This is a genomic window from Microbacterium sp. 4-7 (genome assembly GCF_014332665.1).
In the GTDB taxonomy this organism is placed as follows: Bacteria; Actinomycetota; Actinomycetes; order Actinomycetales; family Microbacteriaceae; genus Microbacterium.
In genome coordinates this window covers 161352-186254 of sequence record NZ_MCRH01000008.1, presented here as the reverse complement: position 1 = coordinate 186254, position 24903 = coordinate 161352, and the positions used below count along the sequence as shown (strand labels likewise).

Annotated in this window: 19 protein-coding genes; 7 read left to right on the top strand and 12 right to left on the bottom strand. The window is 69.8% G+C overall.

Features of this window, described 5'->3' with window-relative positions; all coding sequences use genetic code 11:
* Positions 1-15 precede the first annotated feature (15 nt).
* Both BEP68_RS17310 and BEP68_RS17305 read right to left on the bottom strand, forming a co-directional pair.
* Positions 16-840 (bottom strand): hypothetical protein, encoded by an 825-nt coding sequence (locus tag BEP68_RS17310; RefSeq protein WP_315985327.1) that lies wholly within the window; start codon positions 838-840, stop codon positions 16-18.
* Positions 841-844: 4 nt separating this feature from the next.
* Positions 845-1405, bottom strand: a complete 561-nt coding sequence (locus BEP68_RS17305; protein ID WP_053099259.1) for an acyl-CoA thioesterase — start codon at positions 1403-1405, stop codon at positions 845-847.
* 130 nt (positions 1406-1535) lie between these two features.
* Between BEP68_RS17305 and BEP68_RS17300 the strand changes: the two genes are divergently transcribed.
* A complete protein-coding gene (locus BEP68_RS17300; RefSeq protein WP_187250702.1) occupies positions 1536-2042 on the top strand; it encodes a GNAT family N-acetyltransferase in 507 nt (168 codons plus the stop codon).
* Positions 2043-2152: 110 nt separating this feature from the next.
* Here the strand turns inward: BEP68_RS17300 and BEP68_RS17295 are convergent, their stop codons facing one another.
* The 3 genes from BEP68_RS17295 to BEP68_RS17285 are packed head-to-tail and all read right to left on the bottom strand — an operon-like array spanning position 2153 to position 5614.
* Positions 2153-3862 (bottom strand): cytochrome b/b6 domain-containing protein, encoded by a 1710-nt coding sequence (locus BEP68_RS17295; RefSeq protein WP_187250701.1) that lies wholly within the window; start codon positions 3860-3862, stop codon positions 2153-2155.
* A 2-nt stretch (positions 3863-3864) separates the two neighbouring features.
* Complete coding sequence (locus tag BEP68_RS17290) at positions 3865-4836, bottom strand: electron transfer flavoprotein subunit alpha/FixB family protein (RefSeq protein ID WP_187250700.1); 972 nt, start codon at positions 4834-4836, stop codon at positions 3865-3867.
* Position 4837: 1 nt separating this feature from the next.
* On the bottom strand, positions 4838-5614 hold the full coding sequence (locus BEP68_RS17285) for an electron transfer flavoprotein subunit beta/FixA family protein (protein WP_187250699.1): 777 nt from the start codon (positions 5612-5614) through the stop codon (positions 4838-4840).
* 133 nt (positions 5615-5747) lie between these two features.
* On the opposite strand from BEP68_RS17285, the gene BEP68_RS17280 reads away from it, so the two are divergent.
* The 3 genes from BEP68_RS17280 to BEP68_RS17270 are packed head-to-tail and all read left to right on the top strand — an operon-like array spanning position 5748 to position 7196.
* Entirely contained in the window at positions 5748-6284 is a 537-nt protein-coding gene (locus tag BEP68_RS17280; RefSeq protein ID WP_053099260.1) for a MarR family winged helix-turn-helix transcriptional regulator, read from the top strand.
* A gap of 1 nt (position 6285) precedes the next feature.
* Complete coding sequence (locus BEP68_RS17275) at positions 6286-6756, top strand: SRPBCC family protein (RefSeq protein ID WP_187250698.1); 471 nt, start codon at positions 6286-6288, stop codon at positions 6754-6756.
* A complete protein-coding gene (locus tag BEP68_RS17270) occupies positions 6753-7196 on the top strand; it encodes a YdeI/OmpD-associated family protein (protein WP_053097846.1) in 444 nt (147 codons plus the stop codon). The genes BEP68_RS17275 and BEP68_RS17270 overlap by 4 nt, the downstream gene beginning before the upstream one ends.
* A 121-nt stretch (positions 7197-7317) precedes the next feature.
* Here the strand turns inward: BEP68_RS17270 and BEP68_RS17265 are convergent, their stop codons facing one another.
* Genes BEP68_RS17265 through BEP68_RS17250 form a run of 4 tightly spaced genes read right to left on the bottom strand, consistent with a single transcriptional unit; the run spans position 7318 to position 11748 of the window.
* A complete protein-coding gene (locus BEP68_RS17265; protein WP_187250697.1) occupies positions 7318-8094 on the bottom strand; it encodes an enoyl-CoA hydratase-related protein in 777 nt (258 codons plus the stop codon).
* 44 nt (positions 8095-8138) lie between these two features.
* Positions 8139-9041 (bottom strand): 3-hydroxyisobutyrate dehydrogenase, encoded by a 903-nt coding sequence (mmsB, locus tag BEP68_RS17260; RefSeq protein WP_187250696.1) that lies wholly within the window; start codon positions 9039-9041, stop codon positions 8139-8141.
* Positions 9038-10219 (bottom strand): acyl-CoA dehydrogenase family protein, encoded by a 1182-nt coding sequence (locus BEP68_RS17255; RefSeq protein WP_072591951.1) that lies wholly within the window; start codon positions 10217-10219, stop codon positions 9038-9040. The genes mmsB and BEP68_RS17255 overlap by 4 nt, the downstream gene beginning before the upstream one ends.
* 26 nt (positions 10220-10245) lie before the next feature.
* Positions 10246-11748: a CoA-acylating methylmalonate-semialdehyde dehydrogenase gene (locus tag BEP68_RS17250; RefSeq protein WP_187250695.1), complete on the bottom strand. Its 1503-nt coding sequence runs from the start codon at positions 11746-11748 to the stop codon at positions 10246-10248.
* Positions 11749-11917: 169 nt separating this feature from the next.
* Here BEP68_RS17250 and BEP68_RS17245 point away from each other — a divergent pair, with 169 nt between their 5' ends.
* The gene (locus BEP68_RS17245) at positions 11918-13957 is read left to right on the top strand and encodes a beta-galactosidase (protein ID WP_187250694.1); all 2040 of its coding nucleotides are present in this window, start codon (positions 11918-11920) and stop codon (positions 13955-13957) included.
* A 69-nt stretch (positions 13958-14026) separates the two neighbouring features.
* On the opposite strand, the gene pulA is transcribed toward BEP68_RS17245, so the two are convergent.
* The gene (gene pulA, locus BEP68_RS17240) at positions 14027-20059 is read right to left on the bottom strand and encodes a pullulanase-type alpha-1,6-glucosidase (protein WP_187250693.1); all 6033 of its coding nucleotides are present in this window, start codon (positions 20057-20059) and stop codon (positions 14027-14029) included.
* 428 nt (positions 20060-20487) lie between these two features.
* Complete coding sequence (locus tag BEP68_RS17235; protein ID WP_187250692.1) at positions 20488-21672, bottom strand: thiolase family protein; 1185 nt, start codon at positions 21670-21672, stop codon at positions 20488-20490.
* A gap of 358 nt (positions 21673-22030) precedes the next feature.
* Here BEP68_RS17235 and BEP68_RS17230 point away from each other — a divergent pair, with 358 nt between their 5' ends.
* Positions 22031-22618: an antibiotic biosynthesis monooxygenase gene (locus tag BEP68_RS17230; RefSeq protein ID WP_053097861.1), complete on the top strand. Its 588-nt coding sequence runs from the start codon at positions 22031-22033 to the stop codon at positions 22616-22618.
* Positions 22619-23053: 435 nt separating this feature from the next.
* On the opposite strand, the gene BEP68_RS17225 is transcribed toward BEP68_RS17230, so the two are convergent.
* Entirely contained in the window at positions 23054-23953 is a 900-nt protein-coding gene (locus BEP68_RS17225; protein ID WP_187250691.1) for a LysR family transcriptional regulator, read from the bottom strand.
* Between the two features lie 93 nt (positions 23954-24046).
* On the opposite strand from BEP68_RS17225, the gene BEP68_RS17220 reads away from it, so the two are divergent.
* Positions 24047-24712 carry a type 1 glutamine amidotransferase domain-containing protein gene (locus BEP68_RS17220; RefSeq protein WP_056280614.1) on the top strand — a complete coding sequence of 222 codons (666 nt, stop codon included), beginning with the start codon at positions 24047-24049 and terminating at the stop codon, positions 24710-24712.
* The last annotated feature ends 191 nt before the right edge of the window (positions 24713-24903 follow it).

Genomic DNA, 24903 nt, shown 5'->3' with positions numbered 1-24903 from the left:
AAGAGGTGGAACCGCTCAGAGCGCGGCGATCATCTCGTCGTATCCCTCGCGGAACGTCGGGTAGTCGAGATCGCCGAGGAACTCCTGCAGCAGATGCCCGTCGAGCACCGTCCCGCCGCCGACCTCGGGGTCGAGGTGCGGCGGCGGCTCGACGCCGAGCCGGGTGGCGATATGCGCGACCACGTCCCCGAGCAGCACCGGCGCCCGATCGACGGCGTGGATCAGCGGTGGCGCGGAGTCGGCGCGCAGCATCGCCTCGAGCAGCCGCACGAGGTCCGTCTCGTGGATCCGGTTCGTGCGACGCGTGTGGTCGACCGGTGCCGCCTCTCGCACCCGTCGGATGAGGAAGTCGCGTCCCGGGCCGTAGATGCCGGCGGGCCGCACGATGCGGGCACCGAACAGCTCCATGGCCAGCTGCTCGCCCTCGACCAGATCGCCGCCTCGCTCGCTCGAGACCCGCGTCGCGTCGCGCTCGGTCAGCGGTGTCTCGCCAGGACGCCCCTCGAACACGCGCGTCGATGACACGAACACGGCCCGCTCCGGCATCGACGGCAGGGCCTTCGCGAGCCCGCGCAGCGCCGGTGGATAGATCGAGTCGCCCTCGGTGCTGGGCGGCAGCGTGACCACGACCGAGTCGAAGGCCGGAAGGTCGCGGTCGAGCGGATGCCGCAGATCCGCCTCGATCGTCGGGAAGGGCAGCTCCCCCGCACTCCGGCGCATGGCCGTGACCTGCGCGCCCTGCTCGACGAGCCGCTCGCCGAGTCGCACGCCGAGTTTGCCGCATCCCACCAGCAGCACCGAGCCCGGTGCGCGCGTCTCGAGACCCCACGGATCGGTCACGGGGTCAGTTCCACACGCTCGGCGCGGAGGTGCGCACGGGAGGCAGAGCGGATGCCGCGGCCCAGTCGTGCACCCACGGATCGATCTCGGGCACGCCCTCGGGCTTGCCCACTGCGGCGAACAGCTCTTCGTTGCTGACCGTGCCTCCGGTGCGGCGCAGCATCCGCGAGCGCACGATCACCCGCGCGTAGATCTCGCCGTCGACGACGGCTCGGTGCTCGAGGAACACGGCCTTGTCGTCGTGTCCGATGAACCGGGACTGCACCTCGAACCGCTGCCAGAGCTGCAGGGACTTGCGGAAGGTGACGGTCTCGCTCGACACGACGGCGTACCAGCCGCGCTCGTTCATCGCGTCGAACAGCCCCGTGCGGATCAGCAGGTCCCAGCGACCGAGGTCGAACAGCGACAGGTATCGACCGTTGTTCATGTGGCGCAGGATGTCGATGTCGGTGGGGAGCGTCGTCAGTGTGATGCTGCTGACGGAGCCCGCGTCGAGGGTCTTGCCTCGCCGCACGCGGCGACGGGCGGAGAGGATCACGAGGAGAGTGCGCCAGATCACGTTCACGAGCACTGATCGTAGCCAGCGACGAACGATTCGCGAACATCGTTGTGCGATGTCTCCAGCGGCATATCGCTGCTGTGGGAACGCTTCCGTTCGATTTCCTCTTCGCGGACCCCGCGCGTAGAGTCGCGATATGAGCGCCGAAGCCCAGCCTGAAGTCATCGTCCGTCCGGTCCGTGATGTGGATGCGGAAGCCCTGGGTCGCGTGCACGCGCAGTGCTGGCACGAGACCTACGACCACCTGATCAGCAAGGCAGCCCTCGAGAAGGTCTCGCCCCGCCGCATGGCCGAGCTGTGGACGCACTGGGCCTCGCAGGGCCCCGAGTTCACCATGCGCGCCGCGCTCGTCGACGGAGAGATCGTCGGGTTCGTCGGCTCCGGCCCCGCCCGCGACAAGGACGCCCCGGCGTTCCGCGAGCTGTACTTCATCTACCTGCTCGACGCGTACCACTCCACGGGCATCGGCCAGAAGCTGTTCGACGCCGCCGTCGAGAAGGACGAACCTCTCTACCTGTGGGTCGCGGAGGACAACGCCCGCGCCCACCGCTTCTACACGCGCAACGGATTCACGCTCGACGGCGCCAGCCACACCGAGCCGTTCCTCGGCGAGACGCTGACCGAGGTGCGCTTCGTGCGCTGAGCCCGCGCCTCGTGGCCCTCGCGCTCACGTTTTCGCATGAACGGCCCCCTGCCTCAGGCAGGGGGCCGTTTCGCTGCGTCGGAAGCAGTCTGGGCTGAATCGTGGACGCGTCAACGTCCGGAGACGGTGCCGAACAGCTTCGCGATCGGGGCGATGACGAGCGGCCGTGCGGCGACCCAGCCGAGGGCGATCACCACGAGGGATGCCGCGAAGACCCAGAATCCGGTCCAGCCGACGGCGTCCGAGGAGGCGTACATGTGGTTGAGGTTGCGCAGGAACCCGGTGAGGAACACCAGCGCGACGTGGCCGATGATGAACACCACGAAGTAGATCATGATCGGGAAGTGCAGCGCGCGGGCCCACTCGATCGGGTAGGCCTTCGAGAGACGTTCGGCCTTCTTCGGCCACATCCCCGACATGCGGAACCCGGTCGCCGCCGCCAAGGGAGCCGCGATGAACACCGTGACGAAGTAGGCCAGCTGCTGCAGGCTGTTGTAGTTCACCCAGCCGTGTTCGGTCGGCCAGTCGAACGACACGTACTGCAGCGCGGCCGACAGCGCGTTGGGGATGACCTCCCAGCTCGTCGGCACGATGCGCGCCCAGTGCCCGGTGACGAACAGCAGCACCACGAAGATCACGCCGTTCACGAGCCAGAGGATGTCGAGCGCCTGGTGGAACCAGATCGTCAGGCTGACCTTGCCCTTGGGATCGTTGCGCGGGGTCCAGAACGCGGTCGGGCGCTTCTCGTTGCGGATGCGGAGGCCCGACCGGATGATGAGCACCATCAGGAACACGTTGAAGAAGTGCGCCCAGTTGGTCCACGGGGCGAACCCCGGTTCGACGGCGACGGCCGGCTCGTATTCGCCGGGGAACGCGGCGAGGAAGTCCTGCATGAACGGGAAGCTCAGCAGCGCCCGCACGAACGCCACGGCAGCGGCCGCCAGGATGCCGAGCGCCGCGGCGCCGAGAAGGACGGCGATCGCCTGGGTCCAGGTCGGCCGAGGTCGGTCGGATGCCGGAGCGGTCGCTGTGACGTGCCGAGGCGCACTGCCGTTCCAGACGGTGCGGGGAGCGGGCAGCGGGATCGAAGGATCCCCGAGCGCGAACGCGGCGGCGGTGGCGACGGCCGTGGTGGGTGCGGATGCCGGAGCGGCGGCCGGTGCGGATGCCGCGACCTCGGGGGCTGCATCCGCGGAGGCCGGGGCATCCGCGGCAGCCGGGGCATCGACGGCGATGGAGGAGGCCGCGTCCGAGGCGACTGCGATCAGCGGAACGGTATCCGCCGGGGGCCACGGATCTCCGCCGGCGACTCGCGGCAGACCGCGACGCACGGATCCCGTCTGCGCGACGACCGGGGCCGACTCAGGCGTCGGCTCGTCGAGCGTGGACGGCGAGGCGGACCGGGTCGGCACGTCTGCCGCGGCGTCGGTGGCAGCATCCGCCGGCTCCGGCGTCGAAGACGATGTCCGCGCCGCGGCAGCGCCTGCGCCTGCGACAGCCGCCACGCTCGCGGGAGGCCACGGTTCGCCGCCCGGCGAGCGCGGAAGGCCTCGGCGAAGGGACGCGCCACTCGCCGCAGACGGCACCGCGTGCTCGATGACCGAGGACTCGGGCTCCGGCACGGCAGTCTCGGGAACGGCAGCCACCGGAGCAGCAGCCGCCGGGGCGGCCTCCTCCGACTCATCGAGCGAGGTCGACGGCGCCGAGAGCGGCGATGCGTACTCGGCATCCGCAGGCGCCTCAACGGCGATGTCGCCGGGAGGCCACGGCTCGCCGCCGGGAACGCGCGGGAGCCCGCGCCTGAGCATCCGCGTCGCCATGGCTACTTCTTCCGCGCCTCGAGGGCCGCGATCACCTGCGGGACGATCGTGAACAGATCGCCGACGATGCCGAAGTCGGCGACGTCGAAGATCGGCGCCTCGCCGTCCTTGTTGATCGCGACGATGTTCTTCGCCGTCTGCATGCCCGCGCGATGCTGGATCGCACCCGAGATGCCGAGGGCGACATACAGCTGCGGCGAGACCGAGACGCCCGTCTGACCGACCTGATGCGACTGGGGGATATAGCCGGCGTCGACCGCCGCGCGCGAGGCGCCGACCGCTGCGCCGAGAGCGTCGGCGAGCTCTTCGACGAGCACGAACTTCTCCTTCGAGGCGAGGCCGCGACCACCCGAGACGACCCGCGTGGCGCCGCGCAGCTCAGGCCGCGTCGACGTGGACTCGACGGCCTCGACCGCGCCGACGGTCGCCCCGACGGTGCCGGATGCCGACACGGAGAGCGCGTCGATCGTCGGCGACTCCACCGCCTCGGCTCGCGCGTCGACCGCGCCCTGACGCACCGTGATGACCGGTGCGCCGAACGTGGGAGCCGAGTCGGTGAGGTACGCGCCTCCGTAGACGGAGTGGTGGGCGACGATGCCCTCGTCATCCCTCGAGACGCCGACGGCGTCGACCGACAGCGCCAGCTTCGCGCGCACGGCGAACCTCCCGGCGACATCGCGTCCGCTGATCGAGTTCGAGATCAGCACAGCATCGGGCCGCACCTGCTCGAAGGCCGCGTGCAGTGCATCGACGATCGGCACGGTGAGCACTGACGGGTCGCCGTCGGCCGTGAGCACGACCGACGCTCCGGCCGCGGCGACCTGAGCCGCCGCGTCTGCGGACCCTCCGACGACGAGCGCGACCGGAGCGCCGACGGTCGAGGCCGCGCCGATCAGTGCCGCCGTGCTGCTGGCGGGATTGCCCGCGGGGTCGAGGTCGACGAGGACGAGGATGGGGTTCTCGGGGTAGGTCATGTCACACCAGCCTGTTCTGCACGAGGTACTCGACCAGCTTCTCGGCGGCATCGCCCTCATCGACGATCTTCACGCCGGCCGCGCGCGGCGGCTTCTCGGCGACCGACGTCATGATGGTGCGGGGTGCGGCCGCCGGGTCCGCGGAGACACCGAGGTCGTCGAGGGTGAGCACCTCGAGCGGCTTCTTCTTCGCCGCCATGATGCCCTTGAAGTTGGGGAAGCGCGCGTCGGGCAGTGCCTCGGTGATCGAGATCACCGCCGGGAGGGATGCCGAGATCGGCTGCGCTCCGGCATCCGCCCCTCGGGTTCCGGTGATGCCGTCCGAGGAGATCTCGACCGAGGTCAGCGCCGTCGCCTGCGCCCACCCCAGGTGCTCGGCGAGCATCGCCGCCATGACGCCGCCCGAGCCGTCGGTCGACAGGTTGCCGGTGATCACCAGGTCGGGTTCGCCGCGACGGATCGCCGCGGCCAGCGTCTCGGCAGTGAGGCAGAGGTCGGCCCCCGCGAGCTGCTCGTCGGCGATGTGCACTGCGGAGCCTGCGCCGATCGCGAGCGCTCGGCGCACCGATGCGGTCGAGCCGCCAGGAGCCATCGCGACCGCGACCACCTCGGTGCCCTCGTTCTTGTCGGCATGACTCAGCGCGACCTCGAGCGCGCGCTCCGTGATCTCATCGAGCACCACGTCGCCGGCGCCTCTGTCGGCGAGGCCGGTCTCGAGGTTCAGCTTGCGGTCGCCATAGGTGTCCGGCACCTCTTTGACCAGGACGAAGATCTTCATCGATTGCTCCTCACGACTGCGTCGATTCTAGTCCCTTGATACTGAGTTCCACCCGACGAGCGACTGAGGACCACCAGTCGTCTCCCGGGTGCCGGGTCCCGGCTGCGGCGACGCGATGGCCTACCGTAGAACCGTGAACCGACCGCGTCCGCTGCCCGTCGATCCGCTCGCCGAGGCGAAGCGGCAGTGGCTCGCGCACGGATGGACCGATGCCGCCGACGGCATGACCGTCGTCACCTCCGTCATGCGCGCGCAGCAGCTGCTGCTCGCGCGGGTCGACGCGACGCTCAAGCCCTTCGCGCTCAGCTTCGCCCGATACGAGATGCTGCGTCTGCTGGCGTTCAGCCGGTCGGGCCGACTGCCGCTGTCGAGCGTCGTCGCCCGACTGCAGGTGCACGCGACGACCGTCACGAGCACCGCGGAGCGCCTCGTGCGCGACGGACTCATCGTGCGCGAACCGCACCCGCACGACGGCCGTGCGGCACTGCTCGCCCTGACCGAGTCGGGCCGAGAACTCGTGGCTCGCGCCACGGACGCCCTGAACGCCGACGTCTTCGCCGACCCGGGGATGAGCCGCGAGGATGCCGCCGAGCTCGTCGCGATCGTCGCCCGCATGCGCAAGGCCGCCGGCGACTTCACCGACCCCAGGCCGCAGCCCGAGCCGCTCTGACATGGCCGAGTTCGTGCTCGAGACGGTCATCGCCGCACCGCGTGAGACGGTGTTCGCGGTCGCCCTCGACCCCGGGATGCACCTGCGGTCGATGGCGCGATACCGGGAGACCATGATCGAGGCTCCCGCCGGCGGCGTGTTCACGGAGGGGTCGACCGTCACATGGCGGGCACGGCACTTCGGCATCCCGTTCCGGCTGCGGACGGTCGTGTACGACGTCGACCCGCCGCGCGGGTTCCGCGATCGGCAGCTCTCCGGGCCGTTCGGAGCGTTCGAGCACGAGCACGTGTTCGAGGAGCATCCGCAGGGAACGCTGGCCCGCGACACGATCGTCTTCCACTCGCCGTTCGGTCCGATCGGACGCCTCGTCGACCGTCTGATCCTTCGCGAGTACATGCGACGCCTGATCGAGGAGCGCAACGCCCACCTGGCATCCGAGGCCGAGGGACGCGGGCGTACACTGCCCGCATGAGCGAACTGCGCCTGCACACGATCCTCGAAGGCCGTGGCCCCGCCGCCGCGATCATCCTCACCGACGAGCAGGTCGCCTCGTTCGGAGCGGGGAAGGCGTTCCCCGTCGCGGTCACGATCGGAGGACGCACCGCCCGTCTGCGCCTGGCCCGGATGGGAGGTGCGAACATGATCGGCTTCAGCAAGGCTGTGCGCACCGACCTCGGCGTCGAGATCGACGAGGAGGTCGATGCGGTGATCCGGCTGGATGCGGCCGAGCGCACTGTCGAGGTGCCCGCCGCCCTCGCGGAGGCGCTCGACGCCGACACCGCGCTGCGCGCCGCCTTCGACGCGCTCCCCTATTCCGTGCGCAAAGAGCACGCCCGCTCGGTGGCGGAGGCCAAACAGGATGCGACCCGCGAGCGGCGCGTGGCGAAGATCGTCGACGCGCTGCGCGGCTGAGGTCTCCCGCCGCCTGCGTGCAGGCTCTGCTCCATGACTCCGGAGATCCGAGGGGGCTCGGGCTTGCCGGCGGGTGCTCGGCACGGAACGGGCGCAGTCCTCCGGAGTTGTGGAGCGGCGCTCAGCGGTTCTGGAAGTCGGGCGCACGCTTCTCCCGGAAGGCGGACATGCCTTCCTTCTGGTCTGCGGTGTCGAACAGCTCGGCGAACGCCCGCTTCTCGTGGGCGAGGCCATCGGCGAGCGTCGTCTCCATCGCCGCGTCGAGCGCGGCCTTCGCGGCGAACACCGACGGCAGCGATTTCGACGCGATGGTCTCGGCGAGCCTCGTAGCCTCGGCGAGGAGGTCGGATGCCGGCACGACGCGCGACACGAGGCCGGAGCGCTCCGCCTCCTCGGCGCCCATGAACCGACCGGACAGCACGAGTTCGGCCGCCTTGTAGTAGCCCACGGCGCGGATGAGCCGCTGCGTGCCGCCCATGCCGGGAATGACGCCGAGGTTGATCTCGGGCTGCCCGAACTTCGCGGTGTCGGCGGCGAGGATGATGTCGCACATCATCGCGAGCTCGCATCCTCCCCCGAGTGCGAACCCCGAGACGGCGGCGATCACGGGCGTGCGCACCGCGGCGAACTCATGCCAGACGCCGAGATGATCGGTCTCGAGCATCTCGGAGGCAGACATGCCCTCCATCTCCTTGATGTCCGCGCCGGCGGCGAACGCCTTCTCAGACCCGGTCACGACGATGGCGCCGACCCCGTCGTCGAGGTCGAAGGCCACAGCGGCCGCGGTGACCTCGTCGGCGAGGCGACTGTTCAACGCGTTGAGCGCCTCGGGGCGGTTCAGGGTGATCCACCCCACACGTCCGCGCTGCTCGACCAGGATCGTCTCGTATTCCGTCATCGTGAAGGCCTCTCCGTCGTGGTCATCTCAGTATCTCGCGTGGCTCACACGCTGCCGTCGCGGATGTCGGTGATAATGCCGGAGAAGTCGCGGGTCGCGCCGTCGCCCGCAGCGAAGGCGGCGTAGAGCTGCTGGGCGAGCCGCCCCATCCGCGCGTCGGTCGACGTCTGCTCGATCGCCTGCAGCGCGAGCCCGAGATCCTTCGCCATCAGAGCACCGGCGAAGCCCGGCTGGTAGTCGCGGTTCGCCGGGCTCGTCGGAACGGGGCCGGGCACGGGGCAGTTGGTCGTGATGGACCAGCACTGACCGGACGCCTGCGACACCACGTCGAACAGCGCCTGGTGCTCGAGCCCGAGCCGCTCGCCGAGCACGAAAGCCTCGGCCACCGCGATCTGCGAGACGGCGAGCACCATGTTGTTGCACACCTTCGCGGCCTGGCCGAGCCCCGACCCCCCGCAGTGCACGATGCGCGTGCCCATGATCTCGAGCACCGGCAGTGCGGCGGCGAAGTCCTCGTCCGAGCCGCCCACCATGAACGCGAGCGTGCCGTTCTCGGCACCGACGACGCCGCCGGACACCGGGGCGTCGACATTGCGATGCCCCGCGGCGAGCGCGAGCGCGTGGGCGGCACGGGCCTCGTCGACCGCGATCGTCGACGACTCGATGAACAGGGTGCCGGGGCCGGCTGCGGCGAGCAGCTCGGTGCGGTACGCGTCGATCACGTGCCTTCCCGCCGGGAACATCGTGATGACGACGTCGGCGTCGGCGACGGCATCCGCTCCGCTGGCCGCGACGGGGATGCCTGCGGCCTGCGCCGCCTCGATCGCCGCGGGCACCAGGTCGAACCCGTGCACCTCGTGCCCTGCGGCGACGAGGTTCTTCGCCATCGGCAGCCCCATGTGGCCGAGTCCGAGGAAGGCGATCCGGACGCTCGACGACTCGCTCATGATGCGCTCCGCATCGAGGCGGATCCCGCCGGTCGCAGCATCTCGCGCCCGACGATCAGGCGCATGATCTCGTTCGTGCCCTCGAGGATCTGGTGCACCCGCAGGTCGCGCACGACCTTCTCGATGCCGTAGTCCTGCAGGTAGCCGTAGCCGCCGTGCAGCTGCAGCGCGCGGTTGGCGACGTCGAATCCGGCATCCGTCGCGAAGCGCTTGGCCATCGCGCATCGCATCGTGGCATCCGGGGCGTGCTCGTCGACCGCCAGCGCGCCGTCGGTCACCATGAGGCGAGCGGCCTGCAGGTCGGTGCGCATGTCGGCGATCGCGAACAGGATCGACTGCTTCTCGGCCAGCGGCTCGCCGAACGCCACGCGCTCGTGCACGTACTGCACCGCCCGATCCAGGGCCCACTGGGCACCTCCGATGGAGCAGGCCGCGATGTTGAGGCGACCGCCGTTGAGCGCCGACATCGCGATCGCGAAGCCACGGCCCTCGTCGCCGAGCATTCCGGATGCGGGGATGCGCACGCCGTCGAGGATCACCTGACGGGTGGGCTGGGCGTGCCAGCCCATCTTCTTCTCGGGCGCCCCGAAGCTGAGTCCCTCGGCATCGCCGGGAACGAGGAAGGCGCTGATGCCCCGGGCTCCCGGCTCGCCGGTACGGGCCATCACCACGTAGACGGCGGCCTCGCCGGCACCCGAGATGAACTGCTTCACGCCGGTGAGGAGGTAGTCGTCCCCGTCGCGCACCGCGCTCGTGGCGACGTTCGCGGCATCGGATCCGACGCCCGGCTCGGTCAGGCAGTAGCCGCCGAACTCCTGCATGGCGGTGAGGTCGGGCAGCCAGCGGCCGCGCTGTGCATCGTCGCCGTAGGTGTCGATCATCCACACCACCATGTTGTGGATCGAGATGTAGGCGGCGACGGCGGGATCGCCCTTCGCGAGCTCTTCGAAGATCGCCACGGTGTCCGAGCGGCTGAGGCCCGTGCCGCCGAACTCCTCGCTCACGTAGATGCCGCCGAGGCCCAGCTCTCCGGCCTTGCCGAGCGACTCGCGGGGGAAGATGTGCTTCTCGTCGCGCTCGGCGGAGAAGGGTGCGAGCTCGGTCTCGGCGAACTCGCGGACGGCGTCGAGAATGGCCTCGCGCTCTTCGGCGGTGGTGGTGACGGTGGTCATTGTCATGTCGATTCCTTGTGGGCGTCGCGAGGTCAGTGCATGGTGGGGATCACGAAGCTGGCGCCGTCGCGGATGCCGGCCGACGGCCAGCGGCTCGTGACCGTCTTGGTCTTCGTGTAGAAGCGGAAGGCATCGGCGCCGTGCTGGTTGAGGTCGCCGAACCCGCTGCGCTTCCAGCCGCCGAACGTGTAATACGCGATCGGCACCGGGATCGGCACGTTGACGCCGACCATCCCGACCTCGACCCGTGCGGCGAAGTCGCGTGCCGCGTCTCCGTCGCGCGTGAAGATCGCGACGCCGTTGCCGTATTCGTGCTCGGATGCCATGCGCAGCGCCTCCTCGTAATCGGCGGCGCGGGCGATCACGAGCACCGGTCCGAAGATCTCCTCGCGGTAGATCGCCATGTCGGTGGTCACGTCGTCGAACAGCGTCGGTCCGAGGTAGAAGCCCTGCTCATGACCGGGCACCGTGAAGCCGCGACCGTCGGCCAGGAGGGTCGCGCCCTCGTCGACCCCCTGCTGGATGTACCCCTCGACCCGCTCGACGGCAGCCCGGGTGACGAGTGGCCCGTAGTCGACGTCGGAGGCGAGGGACGGGCCGATCCGCAGCTGCGCCACGCGCTGGGTGAGCTTGGCGGCGAGAGCATCCGCCGTCTCCTGGCCGACCGGCACCGCGACCGAGATCGCCATGCAGCGCTCGCCCGCCGATCCGTATCCCGAGCCGATCAGCGCGTCGACGGCCTGGTCGAGGTCGGCGTCGGGCATGACGATCATGTGGTTCTTGGCGCCGCCGAAGCACTGCGCGCGCTTGCCGTGCGCGGCCGCCGTCGAATAGATGTACTCGGCGATCGGCGTCGAGCCCACGAAGCCGACGGCGCGGATGCGGTCGTCGGTGAGCAGCGCGTCGACGGCCTCTTTGTCACCGTGCACGACGTTGAGGACCCCGGCGGGCAGCCCCGCCTCGAGGAACAGCTCGGCGATGCGCACCGGCACCGAGGGGTCGCGCTCGCTGGGCTTGAGCACCACGGCGTTGCCGGCGGCGAGGGCGGGGCCCGCCTTCCACAGGGGGATCATCGCCGGGAAGTTGAACGGGGTGATCGCCGCCACCACTCCGAGCGGCTGCCGCATCGAGTAGACGTCGATGCCGGCGCCGGCACCCGTCGAGTACTCGCCTTTGAGCAGGTGCGGCGCGCCCGCGGAGAACTCGATGACCTCGAGACCCCGCTGGATGTCGCCCTTCGCATCGTCGACCGTCTTGCCGTGCTCGCTCGCAAGCAGCTCGGCGAGCTCGGTCATCTCGCGCTGCACGAGATCGAGGAAGCGCAGCAGCACCCGTGCGCGCTTCTGGGGGTTGGTCGCCGCCCACTCGACCTGCGCGGCCTCGGCGTTCGCGATCACATCGGCGACCTCGTGCGCGGAGGCCAGCGGCACGCGCGCCTGGACGGATCCCGTGCTCGGATCGAACACGTCGGCGAAGCGCCCTCCCTCGGGGGTGAGGTGCTTTCCGCCTACGAAGTGGGGAATGGTACGAGTCATTGTGCGATGTCCCTTCGCGCCGTCATTGGCACTATGACGATGGTACTTCGGCATCCGCATATTTACTAGGGCATCCTTGCAGTTGCGGAAGCACGCCGGACGACCGTGCTGGAAAGCGCTTCCCCGCTAGGGTCGAGAGAGCAGGCCGAACACCCGACCCAGGAGACTCATGCACTACGGCGCCGACTACAACCCCGAGCAGTGGCCGCGAGAGGTGTGGCCGGACGACGTCCGGCTGATGCGCGAGGCCGGCGTGACGCTCGTGAGCCTGGGGATCTTCTCGTGGTCGCGCATCCAGCCGGCCGAGGGCGAGTTCGACTGGGAGTGGCTCGACGAGATCATCGGGCTGCTGCACGAGGGCGGCATCCAGGTCGACCTCGCCACCGCCACCGCATCCCCGCCGCCGTGGGCCTCGACCGCCTACCCCGAGATGCTGCCGCAGGATGCCGACGGCTCGACGTTCTGGCCCGGCAGCCGCCAGGCGTTCGCGCCCTCCTCTCCCGTCTACCGTCGCCTCGCGGCCGAACTCGTCACCGCTCTCGCGGAGCGCTACGCGCAGCATCCTGCCGTCGTGCTGTGGCACGTCAACAACGAGTACGGATGCCATCTGCACTACGACTACTCCGACGCCGCGCGCGACGCGTTCCGCGCGTGGTTGCAGCGCAGGTACGCGACGATCGACGCCCTCAACCACGCCTGGGGCACGGACTTCTGGTCGCAGCGCTACACCGACTTCGATCAGATCGTGCCGCCGCGCAAGGCGCCGTACAGCATCAACCCGACCAGCGTTCTGGACTTCAAACGGTTCACCTCCGACACCCTGCTCGAGCTGTACGTGATGGAGCGCGACATCATCCGCGCCGCGGGAGCGACCCAGCCGATCACGACCAACTTCATGGGCGCGTTCCCGCCGGCCGACTACTGGAAGTGGGCGGCCGAGGTCGACGTGATCAGCGACGACAACTACCCCGATCCCAACGACCCCGAGTCGTTCCGCGGGGCCGCGTTCGCACGCGAGCTGATGCGCGGTCTCAAGCCCGGGGTGCCCTGGATCCTCACGGAGCAGTCCACCAATGCCCTGAACTGGCGTCCCACCAACGCCCCGAAAGCACCCGGTCAGATGGCGGCGATCAGCGCGCAGGCGGTGGGGCGAGGCGCCGACGGGATCATGTTCTTCCAGTGGCGGCAGTCGCGCCGCGGCAGCGAGAAGTTCCACTCGGCGATGGTGCCGCAGGCCGGGCTCGACACCCGCACCTGGCGGGAGGTCGTCGAGCTGGGCGGACAGCTCGCGCAGCTCCCCGAGATGCCGGACGTCTCGTCGGGGGCGAAGATCGCTCTCGTCTTCGACTGGGAGAACTGGTGGGCGATCGACGGGCGCGACCACCCGATCGTGCTCGACTACCTGACGCTCTCGCACCGCTGGCATGCGGCGCTGCATCGGCAGAACCTCGCGGTCGACATCGTGAACACGACGAGCGATCTCCGCGGCTATTCACTCGTGGTCGCGCCTCAGCAGTATCTGCTGAGCGATGAGGGCGCCGCGAATCTCACGGCGTATGTCGCGCAGGGCGGCAACCTGTTCGTCTCGGCGTTCAGCGATGTCGTCGACCAGGACGACGCGTTCCGCGAGGGCGGCTTCATCGTCTCGCTGCGGGACGCGCTCGGCGTCGCGCTCGAGGACTTCGGGGCGCTGGTGCCACCCGAGTCGGTGCGATCGGCCGACTCGGCCGGAGAGGTCGCGAGCCACGCCGTGCCCGACGGGCCGGGCCAGTCGGAGGCGCCAGTGGACGGCCCCGCGGGGACGATCGTCGGCCAGTACTTCGCGGAAGAGCTCCTCGTGCAGGATGCCGAGGTGCTGGGCCGCTTCACCGAGGGTCGCACCGCCGGGCGAGCGGCGTTCACCCGCAAGGCCTTCGGAGACGGCAACGGCTACTACCTCGCGACGATCCCGGACGACGCCGGCATGGCAGCCGTGCTGCGCTGGCTCGCCGCCGAGGCGGGAGTGACCGCCGAGGTCGAGGGCCTTCCCGAGCACGTCGAGATCGCACGCCGAGGCGGCATCCTCACCGTCATCAACCACAGTGCGGAGCCGTTCGCGGTCGATGTGCCCGGCCGCGACGTGCTCACGGGGTCGACCGCGGCGCGCCGCGAGCTCGGTGCGTACGGCTGGGCGTTCATCGACACGAGCGGGGTCGACGCGCGGGACTGATCACGCGAGGACGGCCGCGGTCGCGCGAGTCGAGGGGTGCGACGCGCGGCCGCACCCCTCGCCTCGACCTCAGTAGACGATCACCGGGAGGCTGCGCGTGCTGCGGGAGTCCTGCCACGGCTCCGTGCCGTCGAAGCGGACCGTGAGCAGGTGCACCCCACGGCTCAGCTTCGGCACCGACACGGTGACCCTGCCCTTGTCGGAGGGAGCCAGCTCGACCGTGGCGACGACCTTGCCGCGGTCGTGCACCGTCACCGTGCCCACCGGCGCGCTGCCGTCGTCGGCCGCCACGGTGACCTTCACGGTGGCGCTCTTGCCCGACTTCACCAGCAGGTCGGAGGAGGCGCGCACCCGCGTATCGATCGGCTGCACCTGGTCGTCGACCAGCACGGCGACCGACCGGGCGGGGATCGTCACGGTGCCGGTCGCGGCGTCCCAGGTCGTGGTCTTGACCACGGCATCCGCTCCGTTCGCCTGAGCCGGGGTCAGCGCGAACGAACGCCCGGCCAGGCCCGCGACGGTCTGCGTGACCGGCGCAGGAGAGGAGTTGAACGCGACGAGCGCCCCGTCGAGATCGGCGTCGGCGTCGGGACCCGTCAGGTCGTCGATCTGCATCAGGATCACGCCCGGAGCCGCCCCCGCCCCGCCGTTCGGGAACGTGACCTTCTGCTGGATCAGCTCGGCCGAGCCGAGCCGCAGCAGATCGACCTCGTCGCGGATGCGCAGCAGATCGAGAGCGGATGCCTCTGCGGCCGCCATGTCGGCCGCGGCCGGCTTGAGCGCAGGATCGGCGAGCAGCGGCGCCATGATCGGCCACTTCTCCTCGTTGTCCGCCGCGGTCGGCAGCCCCGAGCCGAACGTGGACTCCTGACCGGTCCAGTCGATGCGGTTGAACCAGTCACCGGAGTTGTAGCTGTTGCGATCGAGGGACTTCGACCGCAACAGCTCGGTGCCTGCATGCCAGAACGACGGCGACTGCGAGAGCGTCACAGTCGCGAGCTCCAGCGTGTTCATCCGCACGCGGTCGGCCATCGTCGTGTCGACCGGGAGCTTGAGCACCGAGAGGTCGTAGAGCGTCTCGTTGTCGTGCGCATCGACGTAGTTGATCGTCTCGTCCGGCTGATCGGCATAGCCCGCCGCGGAGCCGCGATAGTCGATCGCCTCTCCTGCCGTGACCGAGCCGTCGCTCGTGGTGAACTCGAAGTCGCGCAGATTGCCCGCCAGCCCGAGCTTGACGAGATCGGTCTCGTGGCCGAGGTCGGCGAGCGCCTGCTCGACCGTGCCGTTGATCGGATCGCCGTTCGGGTCGGTGCCGAGACCGGTGCCGAAGCCCTGACGGAACGTCGACGACGAGTCGACCGGGCTGCCGCCGTGCACGGCGTCGCGCAGGCGGTCGTTGAACGTGCCGATGCCGGTGCCTCCCAGCTGCCCCTGGGTGGCCTGCTCGAACAGCGCATCGTCCGCCACCTCGCCGAAGTTCCAGCCCTCGCCGTACAGATGGATCGCCGAACCGTCGACGCCGTCCTTCGCGAGGGTCAGGGCGTCGAGCGCGTCGCGGATCGCCTGCATGTTCGTCGTCGAGTGGTGGCCCATGAGGTCGAAGCGGAAGCCGTCGACCTTGTAGTCGCGCGCCCAGGTCACGATCGAGTCGACCATGAGCTTCTGCGCGGCGAGGTGCTCGGTCGCGACGTTCTGGCAGCACGTCGAGGTCTCGACGCCGCCGGCCGCGTTCAGCCGGTGGTAGTAGCCGGGCACGACCTGGTCGAGCACCGACTTCTCGGCCTGACCGGATGCCGCCGTGTGGTTGAACACCTCATCGAGCACGACCTGCAGGTCCATGTCATGGAGAGCGCCGACCATCGACCGGAACTCGCTGACCCTGGCGCCGCCGTCGGCGTCGACCGCGTACGAGCCCTCGGGCGTCGAGTAGTGGTACGGATCGTAGCCCCAGTTGAAGCCGTCGGCATCCGCGACCGCCTGGATGCACGCCTGCTGTGCCGCGTCGGCCGGGCCGAACGAGGCGAGGTCGCAGTCGGGCACCGCCTGCGCTGCGCGGTCCTCCTCGATCGAGGCGATGTCGAAGGAGGGCAGCAGGTGCACGGTGTTGATTCCGGCATCCGCGAGCTGCTTCAGCTGATCGGTGCCCGCGCTGTCGCGGGTGAACGCCAGGTACGTGCCGCGCTCGTCGGCCGGAACCGTCTCGTCGCTGATCGAGAAGTCGCGGATGTGCAGCTCGTAGATCGCCCGGTCGACCGCGCGCTCGACGACCGGCGCTTCGGCCTTCTGCCACTGCTTCGGCTGCCAGGCCTTGTCGTCGAGGTCGATGGCGACCGAACGCCGCGAGTTCAGGGTGAGCGCCGTCGAGTAGGGATCGGTGACCCGGTTCGTCTCGATCGCGCCGGTCGTCGGCGCATAGACCACGACCTCCCACAGGAACTCGTCGCCCTTGAGATCCTTGGCGCCCGCGACCGACCAGACGCCGGACGCCGCATCCCACGTGGCTTCGTGCCGAGCGGGGTCACCCTCGGCGCCCTCGTCCCAGGTGAGAAGGGTCGCGCTCTGCGCCGTCGGCGCCCACAGCCGGAACGTCGGCTTCTTGCCCGAGAACGTCACGCCCAGGTCGACGTCGTCGAGGGCTGCGGCATAGAGATCGTCGAGAACCCCGGCGATCTGCACGCCGGTGAATGCGGAGGGCGCACCCGTCTCGTCACGTTGGACGACCGCGAGCTGCGTGCGCAGCAGTGCCGCCGCATCGGCATCCGTCACCCGCAGGGCGAGGTATCCGTCGAGCGCGGGGAACCGGGCGAGCTGCTCGTTCGTCAGGCCGCCCTCGATCACCTCGAGCGCGATCGACTCGCCACCCGCGGTGTCGCCGTCTGCCACCGCGAGCGAAGCGTCCGCCGAGGAGTACAGCTGATAGGCGGCCTTATCGACAGACCCGAGAGTCGCCGGCCAGGCGATCGTCTCGGCGTCGACCCACTGTGCGCGCTGCTCTCCGGCGCCGGGGAGCTGCGGGTCCGCGCTCACGACCTCGAGGACGTGCGTCGCCAGCGTGTAGCGGAACGACGTCACGCTGCCCTCGGCCGCGCTGAACGAGATGTTCGCGCCGCCCGGCACTCCGTCGGCGCCGTAGTTCTCAGCCCAGCTCAGGCCGTGCGCCACCTTGAGCTCGTAGGCTCCGGTGGGGAGGTCGGCGGTCGAGAACTCGTAGACGCCGTCGCGGTCGCCGTCGGCCATGAGGGTGCCGAGGCAGTCGGGAGACCAGTCCGCCGCGCAGCCGAGCTCGTCCTGCAGAGAGCCCGGCAGCGTCACGATGGGTCCGTCGGCCGAGGACTGCACGATGTTCGTGCGCGGGTCGAAGTAGAAGGTGATCGGCCCGCCCGCGTGGGTGAGCGTGACGTTCGAGCCGTCCGGCACACCGTTCGCACCGTAGTTGACGGCCCAGCTGCCGTTGATCGCGGCCTTGTACTCGTAGTCGCCGGCCGGCAGATCGAAGGTCCCCTCCCATACGCCGTCGGCGCGCAGGGTCAGCTTCGCCTTCTCGCAGGCAGGGTCCCAGTCGCCCGCACAGCCCATCTCGGAGTTGAGACTGCCGGGCACGGTCACCATGTCGATCGGAGACTCGGGCTCCTCGCCGGCCGCCAGCGTCACGGCGTTGCCGACCGACGCGTACGTCGAGGCTGCGGCGTGGTTGCCCGCGGCATCCGTCGTCACGGCCCGGTATTCGACGAGCGTGCCGTTCGCGAGATCGCGGATGTCGTGGAAGACGCGGGGGTCGGTGTCCTCCGCGGTGCCGAGCGCCTGCCACTCCTCGGAGCCGACGACGCGCCAGGCGAAGCTCGTCTGCGCCCACTGATCGGCGATGTCGGCCTGCACCGCGGACTGTCCGGTGACACCGGCTCCGGCGGCGGGCACGACGACCTCGACGGATGCCGCCTCGGACGGCGCCGTGACGGTCGAGTCGGCCTTCCAGACCACCGCCGACAGAGCCGGCACCGTGATCGAGGCGGCCGCACCGGCATCCGTGGCGAGGGACGCGGCGTCACCGTAGAGCACCTCGTACGAGGCGTCGGCGGTCAGCGTGGTGAGGTCGACCGTCTGCGCGGTGGCGGCGTTGTTCACGGCCACCAGGTATTCGACCTTGTCGTCGGCATCCACGCGGGAGAACGCGTACACACCAGCACCGGACGCCGCGTACCGCTCGATCTGCGCGCCCTCGCTGAGCGCGGGGTTCGACTCCCGGAGCTCTGACAGCGCGGCGATGTGCTCGTAGAGCGCGGCATCCGTCGCATAGCGGTCGACCGAGCCGGCCTGCTCACCGGTGATGAGGTTCTGATTCGCGTAGTCGGCGACCTGGGTGGCGAAGAGCGACTGCCGGGCGTCCTTGTCGCCGCCGGGGCCGGTGAAGCCCTGCTCGTCGCCGTAGTAGACGACCGGCTGACCCCGGGTGAGGAACATGAGCTCGTGCGCCAGCTCGTCGCGCTCGAGCGGAGCATCCGTCGTCTGGAGGAAGGATCCGACCCTGCCCATGTCGTGGTTGCCGAGGAACGTGGGCAGTGCCGTCGCCGACGAGTCGGGTGTCGTGTAGCGATCGTCGCCCGCGAACAGGGACTGCAGGCCCTTGGCCGAATTGCCCGACGCGTAGCTGACGGCGGAGGACTGGAACGTGAAGTCGAGGATCGAGTTCATGTCGGTGTCTCGCACGTACGGTGCGAGCTTCACGGGGTCGGCGTCGTAGACCTCGCCGAACATGAAGAAGTCGTCGTTGCCCTTCTCGTGCGCGTAGTCGAGGACGTCGGCCGTCCATTTCTCCCAGAACTCGAAGTTCACATGCTTGACGGTGTCGATGCGGAAGCCGTCGATGCCGAGGTCGATCCACTTGTCGTAGACCTCGACGAAGCCGTTGACCACCGTCGGGTGCTCGGTCATCAGGTCGTCGAGTCCGCTGAAGTCGCCGTATGTGACCGACTCCCCCGACCAGGTCGAGTCTCCGCGGTTGTGATAGAGCGACGGGTCGTTCAGCCAGGCCGGCACCTTGACGTCGGCCTCGCTGTCGTCGATCACCGGCGTGTAGGGGAAGCTCGTCGCCGGGTCGAGTTCGGGGAACCCGTCGGTGCCCGCGTGGTCGGCCGGGTCGAACGCCGTACCCGCGGCATCCGTGTAGGGACTCGTCGCCTGGTCGATGTAGGAGTACTGCCCCTCGGCGTAGTCGATGACGTCGGCGGTGTGGTTGGTGATGATGTCGAAGTACACCTTGATGTCGCGGGCGTGCGCGTCGGCGATCAGCGCCTGCAGCTCCTCATTGGTGCCGAGGTGCGGGTCGATGCGGGTGAAGTCGGTGATCCAGTAGCCGTGATAGCCGGCAGAGGCGTTGGCGCCCTCACCCTGCACCGGCTTGTTGGCGAAGCTCGGCGTCAGCCAGATCGCCGATGTGCCGAGCCCCTCGATGTAGTCGAGGTTCTCGCGGATTCCGGCGATGTCGCCGCCCTGATAGAAGCCCTTGTCCGTGGGGTCGAAACCGGTGGTGAGCCGGTCGCCCTCGAGACCGCCGGTGTCGTTGGCCGTGTCGCCGTTCGCGAAGCGGTCGGTCATCACGAAGTAGAACTGCTCGCCGGCACCCGCCTGTCGGGCCGGGCTCGCGATGAGCGCCTCATCGTCGGAGGTGTAGCCGCCACGCAGGTCGGCGGCCTCGAGCCCGACGCGCTTGAGCATGTCGTCGAACGTGAAGCGGAGGGTCGTCGGGCCGGCCACGGTCAGAGGGATGTCGTCGGCCCCGCCGTCGAGCCCATACGCCTCGTCCCAGCCGTCGTTCACCGCGACCTTGTACTGCCACGTGCCCGCAGGGACCTCGAACTCGGCGGAGTAGATGCCCTCGGCGCCCGTGGGCTCGAGCTCGGTCTCGGTGCAGTCGGGCGCCCAGTCCGCCGCGCAGCCGAGCTCGGACTGCAGCGAGCCCACGAGAGCCACGGTGCGATCGGCCGCCGCGGCGGATGAGCCGCCGAGAGTGCCGGCCGCGCCGAAGCCCGAGACGACGAGCGCGGTGGCGGCGAGTAGAGCGAGCGGACGTGAAGCGGTCGTCTTCGACCGAGCCGACTTGAACAAATGATGCTCCCTGATGGCGGCGGACACGACGACGTGTCCGGAGGCTTGCGAGTGAAGCTAGCAGGGCGGGGTCTATGACTGCAAGCGCTTGCAGTAGTGTTCTGGCGAAAAGTCAGGGATGTGAATGTTGCTGATGGCCTTAAGTCGCAAACGCTTCCAGGATCGCGAATCCCGGGTGAGGAGGATTTCTCGCCGCGTTCACCGCCCGGACACTTTCGCCGACTACAACTGCAGATGCGCGGACACAGACTCAGACCGGATCGGGTAGTCACGTCATCCGCGCATACGGTGAGCGTCTGCTCCCGAAGAGACCCCCGCCGAATCGGGTCGGCGGGGGTCTTCTCTGTCCTGTCCGGCGAGCATCGACCCGGCAGGGGCACAGCGGATGCCGGCTGCCGGATGCCGGATGCCGGATGCCGGATGCCGGCCTACAGCCGTTCGATGATCGTGGCGTTCGCCATGCCACCGCCCTCGCACATGGTCTGCAGTCCGAAGCGGCCGCCGACCGCGTCGAGGTGGTCGATCAGGGTGCCGAGCAGGCGGGTGCCCGACGAGCCCAGTGCGTGCCCGAGGGCGATCGCGCCTCCGCGCGGGTTGAGCTTGGCGGCATCCGCCCCGAGTTCCGCGGCCCAGGCCAGTGGCACCGACGCGAAGGCCTCATTGACCTCGTAGGCGTCGAGGTCATCGATCGTCAGTCCGGTGCGTTCGAGAATGCGCCGCGTCGCGGGGATCGGGCCGGTCAGCATCATGAGCGGATCGTCGCCGACCACCGTGAACGCGTGGAACCTCGCCCGCGGCGTGAGTCCCAGCTGTTCGGCACGCTCGGCGCTCATCACGAGCGCAGCGGATGCTCCGTCGGTCAGCGGCGAGGAGTTGCCGGGAGTGATCCGCCAGTCGACGTCCGGGAATCGGGCGGCAAGAGCGTCGGTGCGGAACGCGGGGCTGAGTCCCCCGAGCCGCTCGGCCGTCGTGCCGGCGCGCACGGTCTCGTCGCCCGCGGCATCCGGAGCCTCGGCGACCGGAATGACGGTGCGGTCGAAGAATCCCTCGTGCCACGCGGCGGCCGCGCGGCGGTGCGACTCGGCGGCGTACTCATCCAGCGCTGCGCGATCGATGCCCCAGCGCTGGGCGATCAGCTCGGCCGAGACACCCTGGTTCACGAGTCCCTCGGGGTAGCGCTCACGCAGGCGAGGCGACATCGGCGACCCGCCGGCCGCAGACGATCCGAGCGGCACCCGACTCATCGACTCGACGCCGCCGACGATGACCGCGTCATACGCGCCGGCCATGATCCCCTGGGCGGCGAAGTGCACGGCCTGCTGGCTGGACCCGCACTGGCGGTCGATCGTCGTCGCGGGGATCGACTCGTCGAAACCCGCGGCGAGCACAGCCTGCCGCGCGATGTTCGACGACTGGTCCCCCACCTGACTCACGCAACCGAGCAGCACGTCGTCGATCTGCCTCGACTCGAGCCCGCTGCGCTCGAGTATCGCGGCGAGAGCACCCGCCGCGAGGTCGACAGGATGCACACCCGAGAGCGCGCCGCCCGACTTGCCGCGTCCGACGGGAGTGCGGACGACATCGATCAGGACGGCTTCGCTGCGCGTACTCATGCCTCCTATTCTCACCCTGTCGCGGAGTGCGGGGACGGATGCCGCGTCGCTGCCCTGCACCAGCCTCGGCCATGCGCGCCCGCGACGGCCGGATTCCCGGCATCCGGCCGTCGCAGGCGCATTCGGCCTTCCGAAGCACCCGGCACCCGGCATCGGTATCCGGCACCCGGCACCCGGCACCCGGCATCGGCATCGGCATCGGGCATGCACCCCGAGATGCCGTCTTCGCGCGCGGCGAAAAACGACCGGTGACACCCGGCATCCGAAATACAATCGAACACGCGCCCGCACCCCGGCGCATCCCCCACCGTCGAGGCGCCCGTGACCCGGGCGATCCGCTCTCTCCGAGGACCCCACCATGTCCAGCGAACCCATCACTGTCTCCATCCGCCGCGAGGTCGACCCCGAGCATGTCGCCGCCGCCACCGCCTGGGTGCAGACCGGCGTGAATCTGGCGCACCGATACCCGGGGTTCCTCGGATCCGGCTGGGTGCGCGACGGCGAGGACTCGCATGTCTGGCACATGTTGTACCGCTTCTCCGACGAGAAGTCGCTCGTGGCGTGGGAGCAGTCGGGCGAGCGCGAGTGGTGGAAGTCGACCGGCGAGCAGTTCGTGCGCAGCGAGCGCGTGCGCCGCCGCACGGGCATCGAGGGCTGGTTCGACGAGCCGACCACCGACACCATCACCCTCCCCCGCGCTGACGGCTCGACGACCACCGTCGCGATGGTCAGCACTCCGCCGCGGTGGAAGCAGGCCGTGTCGATCTGGCTCGGGTTCTTCCCACTGAACCTCGCCTTCACCTATGCGCTGAGCCCCGTGCCCGGCTGGAACGAGCTGCCGATCTGGCTGCGCGTGCTCGCGACGACCGTCGTGCTCACGCCGATCATGACCTACTGGGTGCTGCCCTGGGTCACGCGCACGCTGCGCCACTGGCTCAACCGCTGAGGTTCGGTCGCCACTGCCGCATCGGGTCTGCCGCACCTGCCGTGTGCGATCCGTCCGTGAGGTCGTGCGTCCGTGAGGTGCGTGCATGAGGTGCGTGCGTCCGTGAGGTGCGTGCGTGAGGTGCATGCGTCCGTGAAGTGCGGCATCCGTGAGTCGCGTGCGTCCGCGAGACGCGTGCGTCCGTGAGGTGCGTGCGTCCGTGGGGTGCGGCATCCGTCCGTCGTGTGCGTTCGGCGCGCGAGCGGCCGCACATCTGTGAGGCCGGGCAGTGCATCTGTGCGGGGCCACTACCGCATCCGAATCGGGCGTTTCCGATGCGAAACTGACCCTGCACCGGATGTCCGATGCGAAACTGACTCCGCACCGGATGGTGGATGCGAAACTGACCCCGCACCGGACTCCAGATGCGAAACTGACCCCGCACCGCCACCGCCGTCAGAGGTCGGCGACGGCGGCGCGCAGCGCCTTCTCCACGGCCGCGACCCCGTCGGACAACGGACCCGGTCGCCGCACGAGATACAGCGTGTTGATCGGCGGATCCTCGGTGGGTCGCAGGTCGACGAGTCTGCCATCGGCGAGTTCGTCGGCGATCAGATAGGTCGGCAGGGCGGTGACGCCCGCCCCCGCAACCGCAGCGGCGGCGAGCGCGCGCAGGTCGGGGAAGACGAGAGCAGGTTCCCGGTCGAGGCGGATGCCGAACACGTGGCGCCAGTACCGTCGGACGATCGGGACGTCTCGGTCGTATGCCAGCAGAGGCACGTGCGCGAGAGCGTCCGGCGAGAGGGCCGGAGACGGGTCGATGCTCAGCGACGGCGAGGCCACGAGCACGAATTCCTCGTCGAACAGCGGCATGCTCGGCAGCGCCCGTCCGCGAGGACGCACGGCGGAGATCACCAGGTCGAGGCTGCCGACCCTCAGCTGATCGAGCAGGTCGTCGGCCAGGCCCGTGGTCACCGCAAGCCGCAGTCCGCCGGCCACAGCACTCGCGAGAGCCGGGGCGGCGACGGCGGCCAGGAACTCCCCCGCCCCGCCGAGGCGGATGACCGGCGGTTCGAGGGCCGGGTGGGTGCCGAGAGCATCCGCCAACGCGTCGAGCGGGCCAGAGAGCCGCGCGGCGAGCTCGTCGGCTCGGGGCGTCGGACGGATGCCGCGGGCATGACGGACGAAGAGCGGCTCGCCGACGCTCGCCTCCAGCGCCTGCAACTGCGTCGTGACCGACGACTGCGCGAGTCCGAGCCTGCGCGCCGCCGCCGACACCGACCCGGATCGGTGCGCGATGAGGAAGGTGCGCCACAGCCCCAGGTCGGGCAATCCATCGGAATTCCGATTGCTCATATCGGCAATCTATCGGAATTGTTCGTCGCGGCGGGCCGTTGTCCTGGATATCGCATCCGCACGGCATCCGTCGTCCGAACCTTGGGAGCATCCATGTCATCCGTCCTCTTCGTCGTCTCCGGCGCCCGCACCTGGACTCTGTCCGACGGCACCGAGCACCCCACCGGCTACTGGGCCGAAGAGCTGCTCGCCCCCTATCGCCTGCTCACTGCCGCGGGGCACGACGTGGTGTTCGCGACACCCGGCGGTGTCGAGCCGGTCGCCGATGCGTCGAGCCTCGGCGACGGGGATGCCGCGGCGCTCGCGGAGATCCCGGGGCTCAGCACTCCCCTGGTGCTCGCCGATGTCGACGGCGCCGCCTACGCGGCCGTCTACTACCCCGGCGGGCACGGACCGATGCAGGACCTCGCTGTGGATGCCGATTCGGCGGCGCTCATCTCGGCGACCGTCGCGGCGGGACGTCCGCTGGCCGCGGTGTGCCACGGGCTCGCGGCTCTGCTGCCCGCACGCGATGCTGCGGGCGAGCCGCTCGTCGCCGGACGGCGCATCACCGGATTCTCCGACGAGGAGGAGCGCCTCGGAGGGCTCGCGGACCGCGCGCCGTTCCTGCTCGAGACCTCTCTGCGCGAGCTCGGCGCCGACATCGACGTGACCGACCCGTGGAGCGATCACACCATCGTCGACGGACTGCTCATCACTGGCCAGAACCCGCAGTCGTCGGCATCCGCAGCCCGGGCGCTGGTCGCGGCACTCGCCTGATCGGAGAGGCGCGGTCCGCAGGCGCGACATCCGGCACCCTCACCCGCACCCGCACCCGCACCCGCACCCGCACCCTGCGTGCGGGGCCAGTTGCGCACCGGAGACGCCTCATTCGGATGCCGAACTGGCCCCGCACCGGGTCCCGGATGCCGAACTGGCCCCGCATCGGCGCCACGACCGTGCCGCGAGCG

Coding starts and splice junctions, on each gene's coding strand:
- BEP68_RS17250 (WP_187250695.1), bottom strand. CDS start 11,748: ATGACTCGTACCATTCCCCACTTCGTAGGCGGAAAGCACCTCACCCCC.
- BEP68_RS17230 (WP_053097861.1), top strand. CDS start 22,031: ATGTCCAGCGAACCCATCACTGTCTCCATCCGCCGCGAGGTCGACCCC.
- BEP68_RS17270 (WP_053097846.1), top strand. CDS start 6,753: ATGAGCGAACTGCGCCTGCACACGATCCTCGAAGGCCGTGGCCCCGCC.
- mmsB (WP_187250696.1), bottom strand. CDS start 9,041: ATGAGCGAGTCGTCGAGCGTCCGGATCGCCTTCCTCGGACTCGGCCAC.
- BEP68_RS17275 (WP_187250698.1), top strand. CDS start 6,286: ATGGCCGAGTTCGTGCTCGAGACGGTCATCGCCGCACCGCGTGAGACG.
- BEP68_RS17235 (WP_187250692.1), bottom strand. CDS start 21,672: ATGAGTACGCGCAGCGAAGCCGTCCTGATCGATGTCGTCCGCACTCCC.
- BEP68_RS17225 (WP_187250691.1), bottom strand. CDS start 23,953: ATGAGCAATCGGAATTCCGATGGATTGCCCGACCTGGGGCTGTGGCGC.
- BEP68_RS17255 (WP_072591951.1), bottom strand. CDS start 10,219: ATGACAATGACCACCGTCACCACCACCGCCGAAGAGCGCGAGGCCATT.
- BEP68_RS17295 (WP_187250701.1), bottom strand. CDS start 3,862: ATGGCGACGCGGATGCTCAGGCGCGGGCTCCCGCGCGTTCCCGGCGGC.
- BEP68_RS17220 (WP_056280614.1), top strand. CDS start 24,047: ATGTCATCCGTCCTCTTCGTCGTCTCCGGCGCCCGCACCTGGACTCTG.
- BEP68_RS17300 (WP_187250702.1), top strand. CDS start 1,536: ATGAGCGCCGAAGCCCAGCCTGAAGTCATCGTCCGTCCGGTCCGTGAT.
- BEP68_RS17290 (WP_187250700.1), bottom strand. CDS start 4,836: ATGACCTACCCCGAGAACCCCATCCTCGTCCTCGTCGACCTCGACCCC.
- BEP68_RS17245 (WP_187250694.1), top strand. CDS start 11,918: ATGCACTACGGCGCCGACTACAACCCCGAGCAGTGGCCGCGAGAGGTG.
- BEP68_RS17285 (WP_187250699.1), bottom strand. CDS start 5,614: ATGAAGATCTTCGTCCTGGTCAAAGAGGTGCCGGACACCTATGGCGAC.
- BEP68_RS17265 (WP_187250697.1), bottom strand. CDS start 8,094: ATGACGGAATACGAGACGATCCTGGTCGAGCAGCGCGGACGTGTGGGG.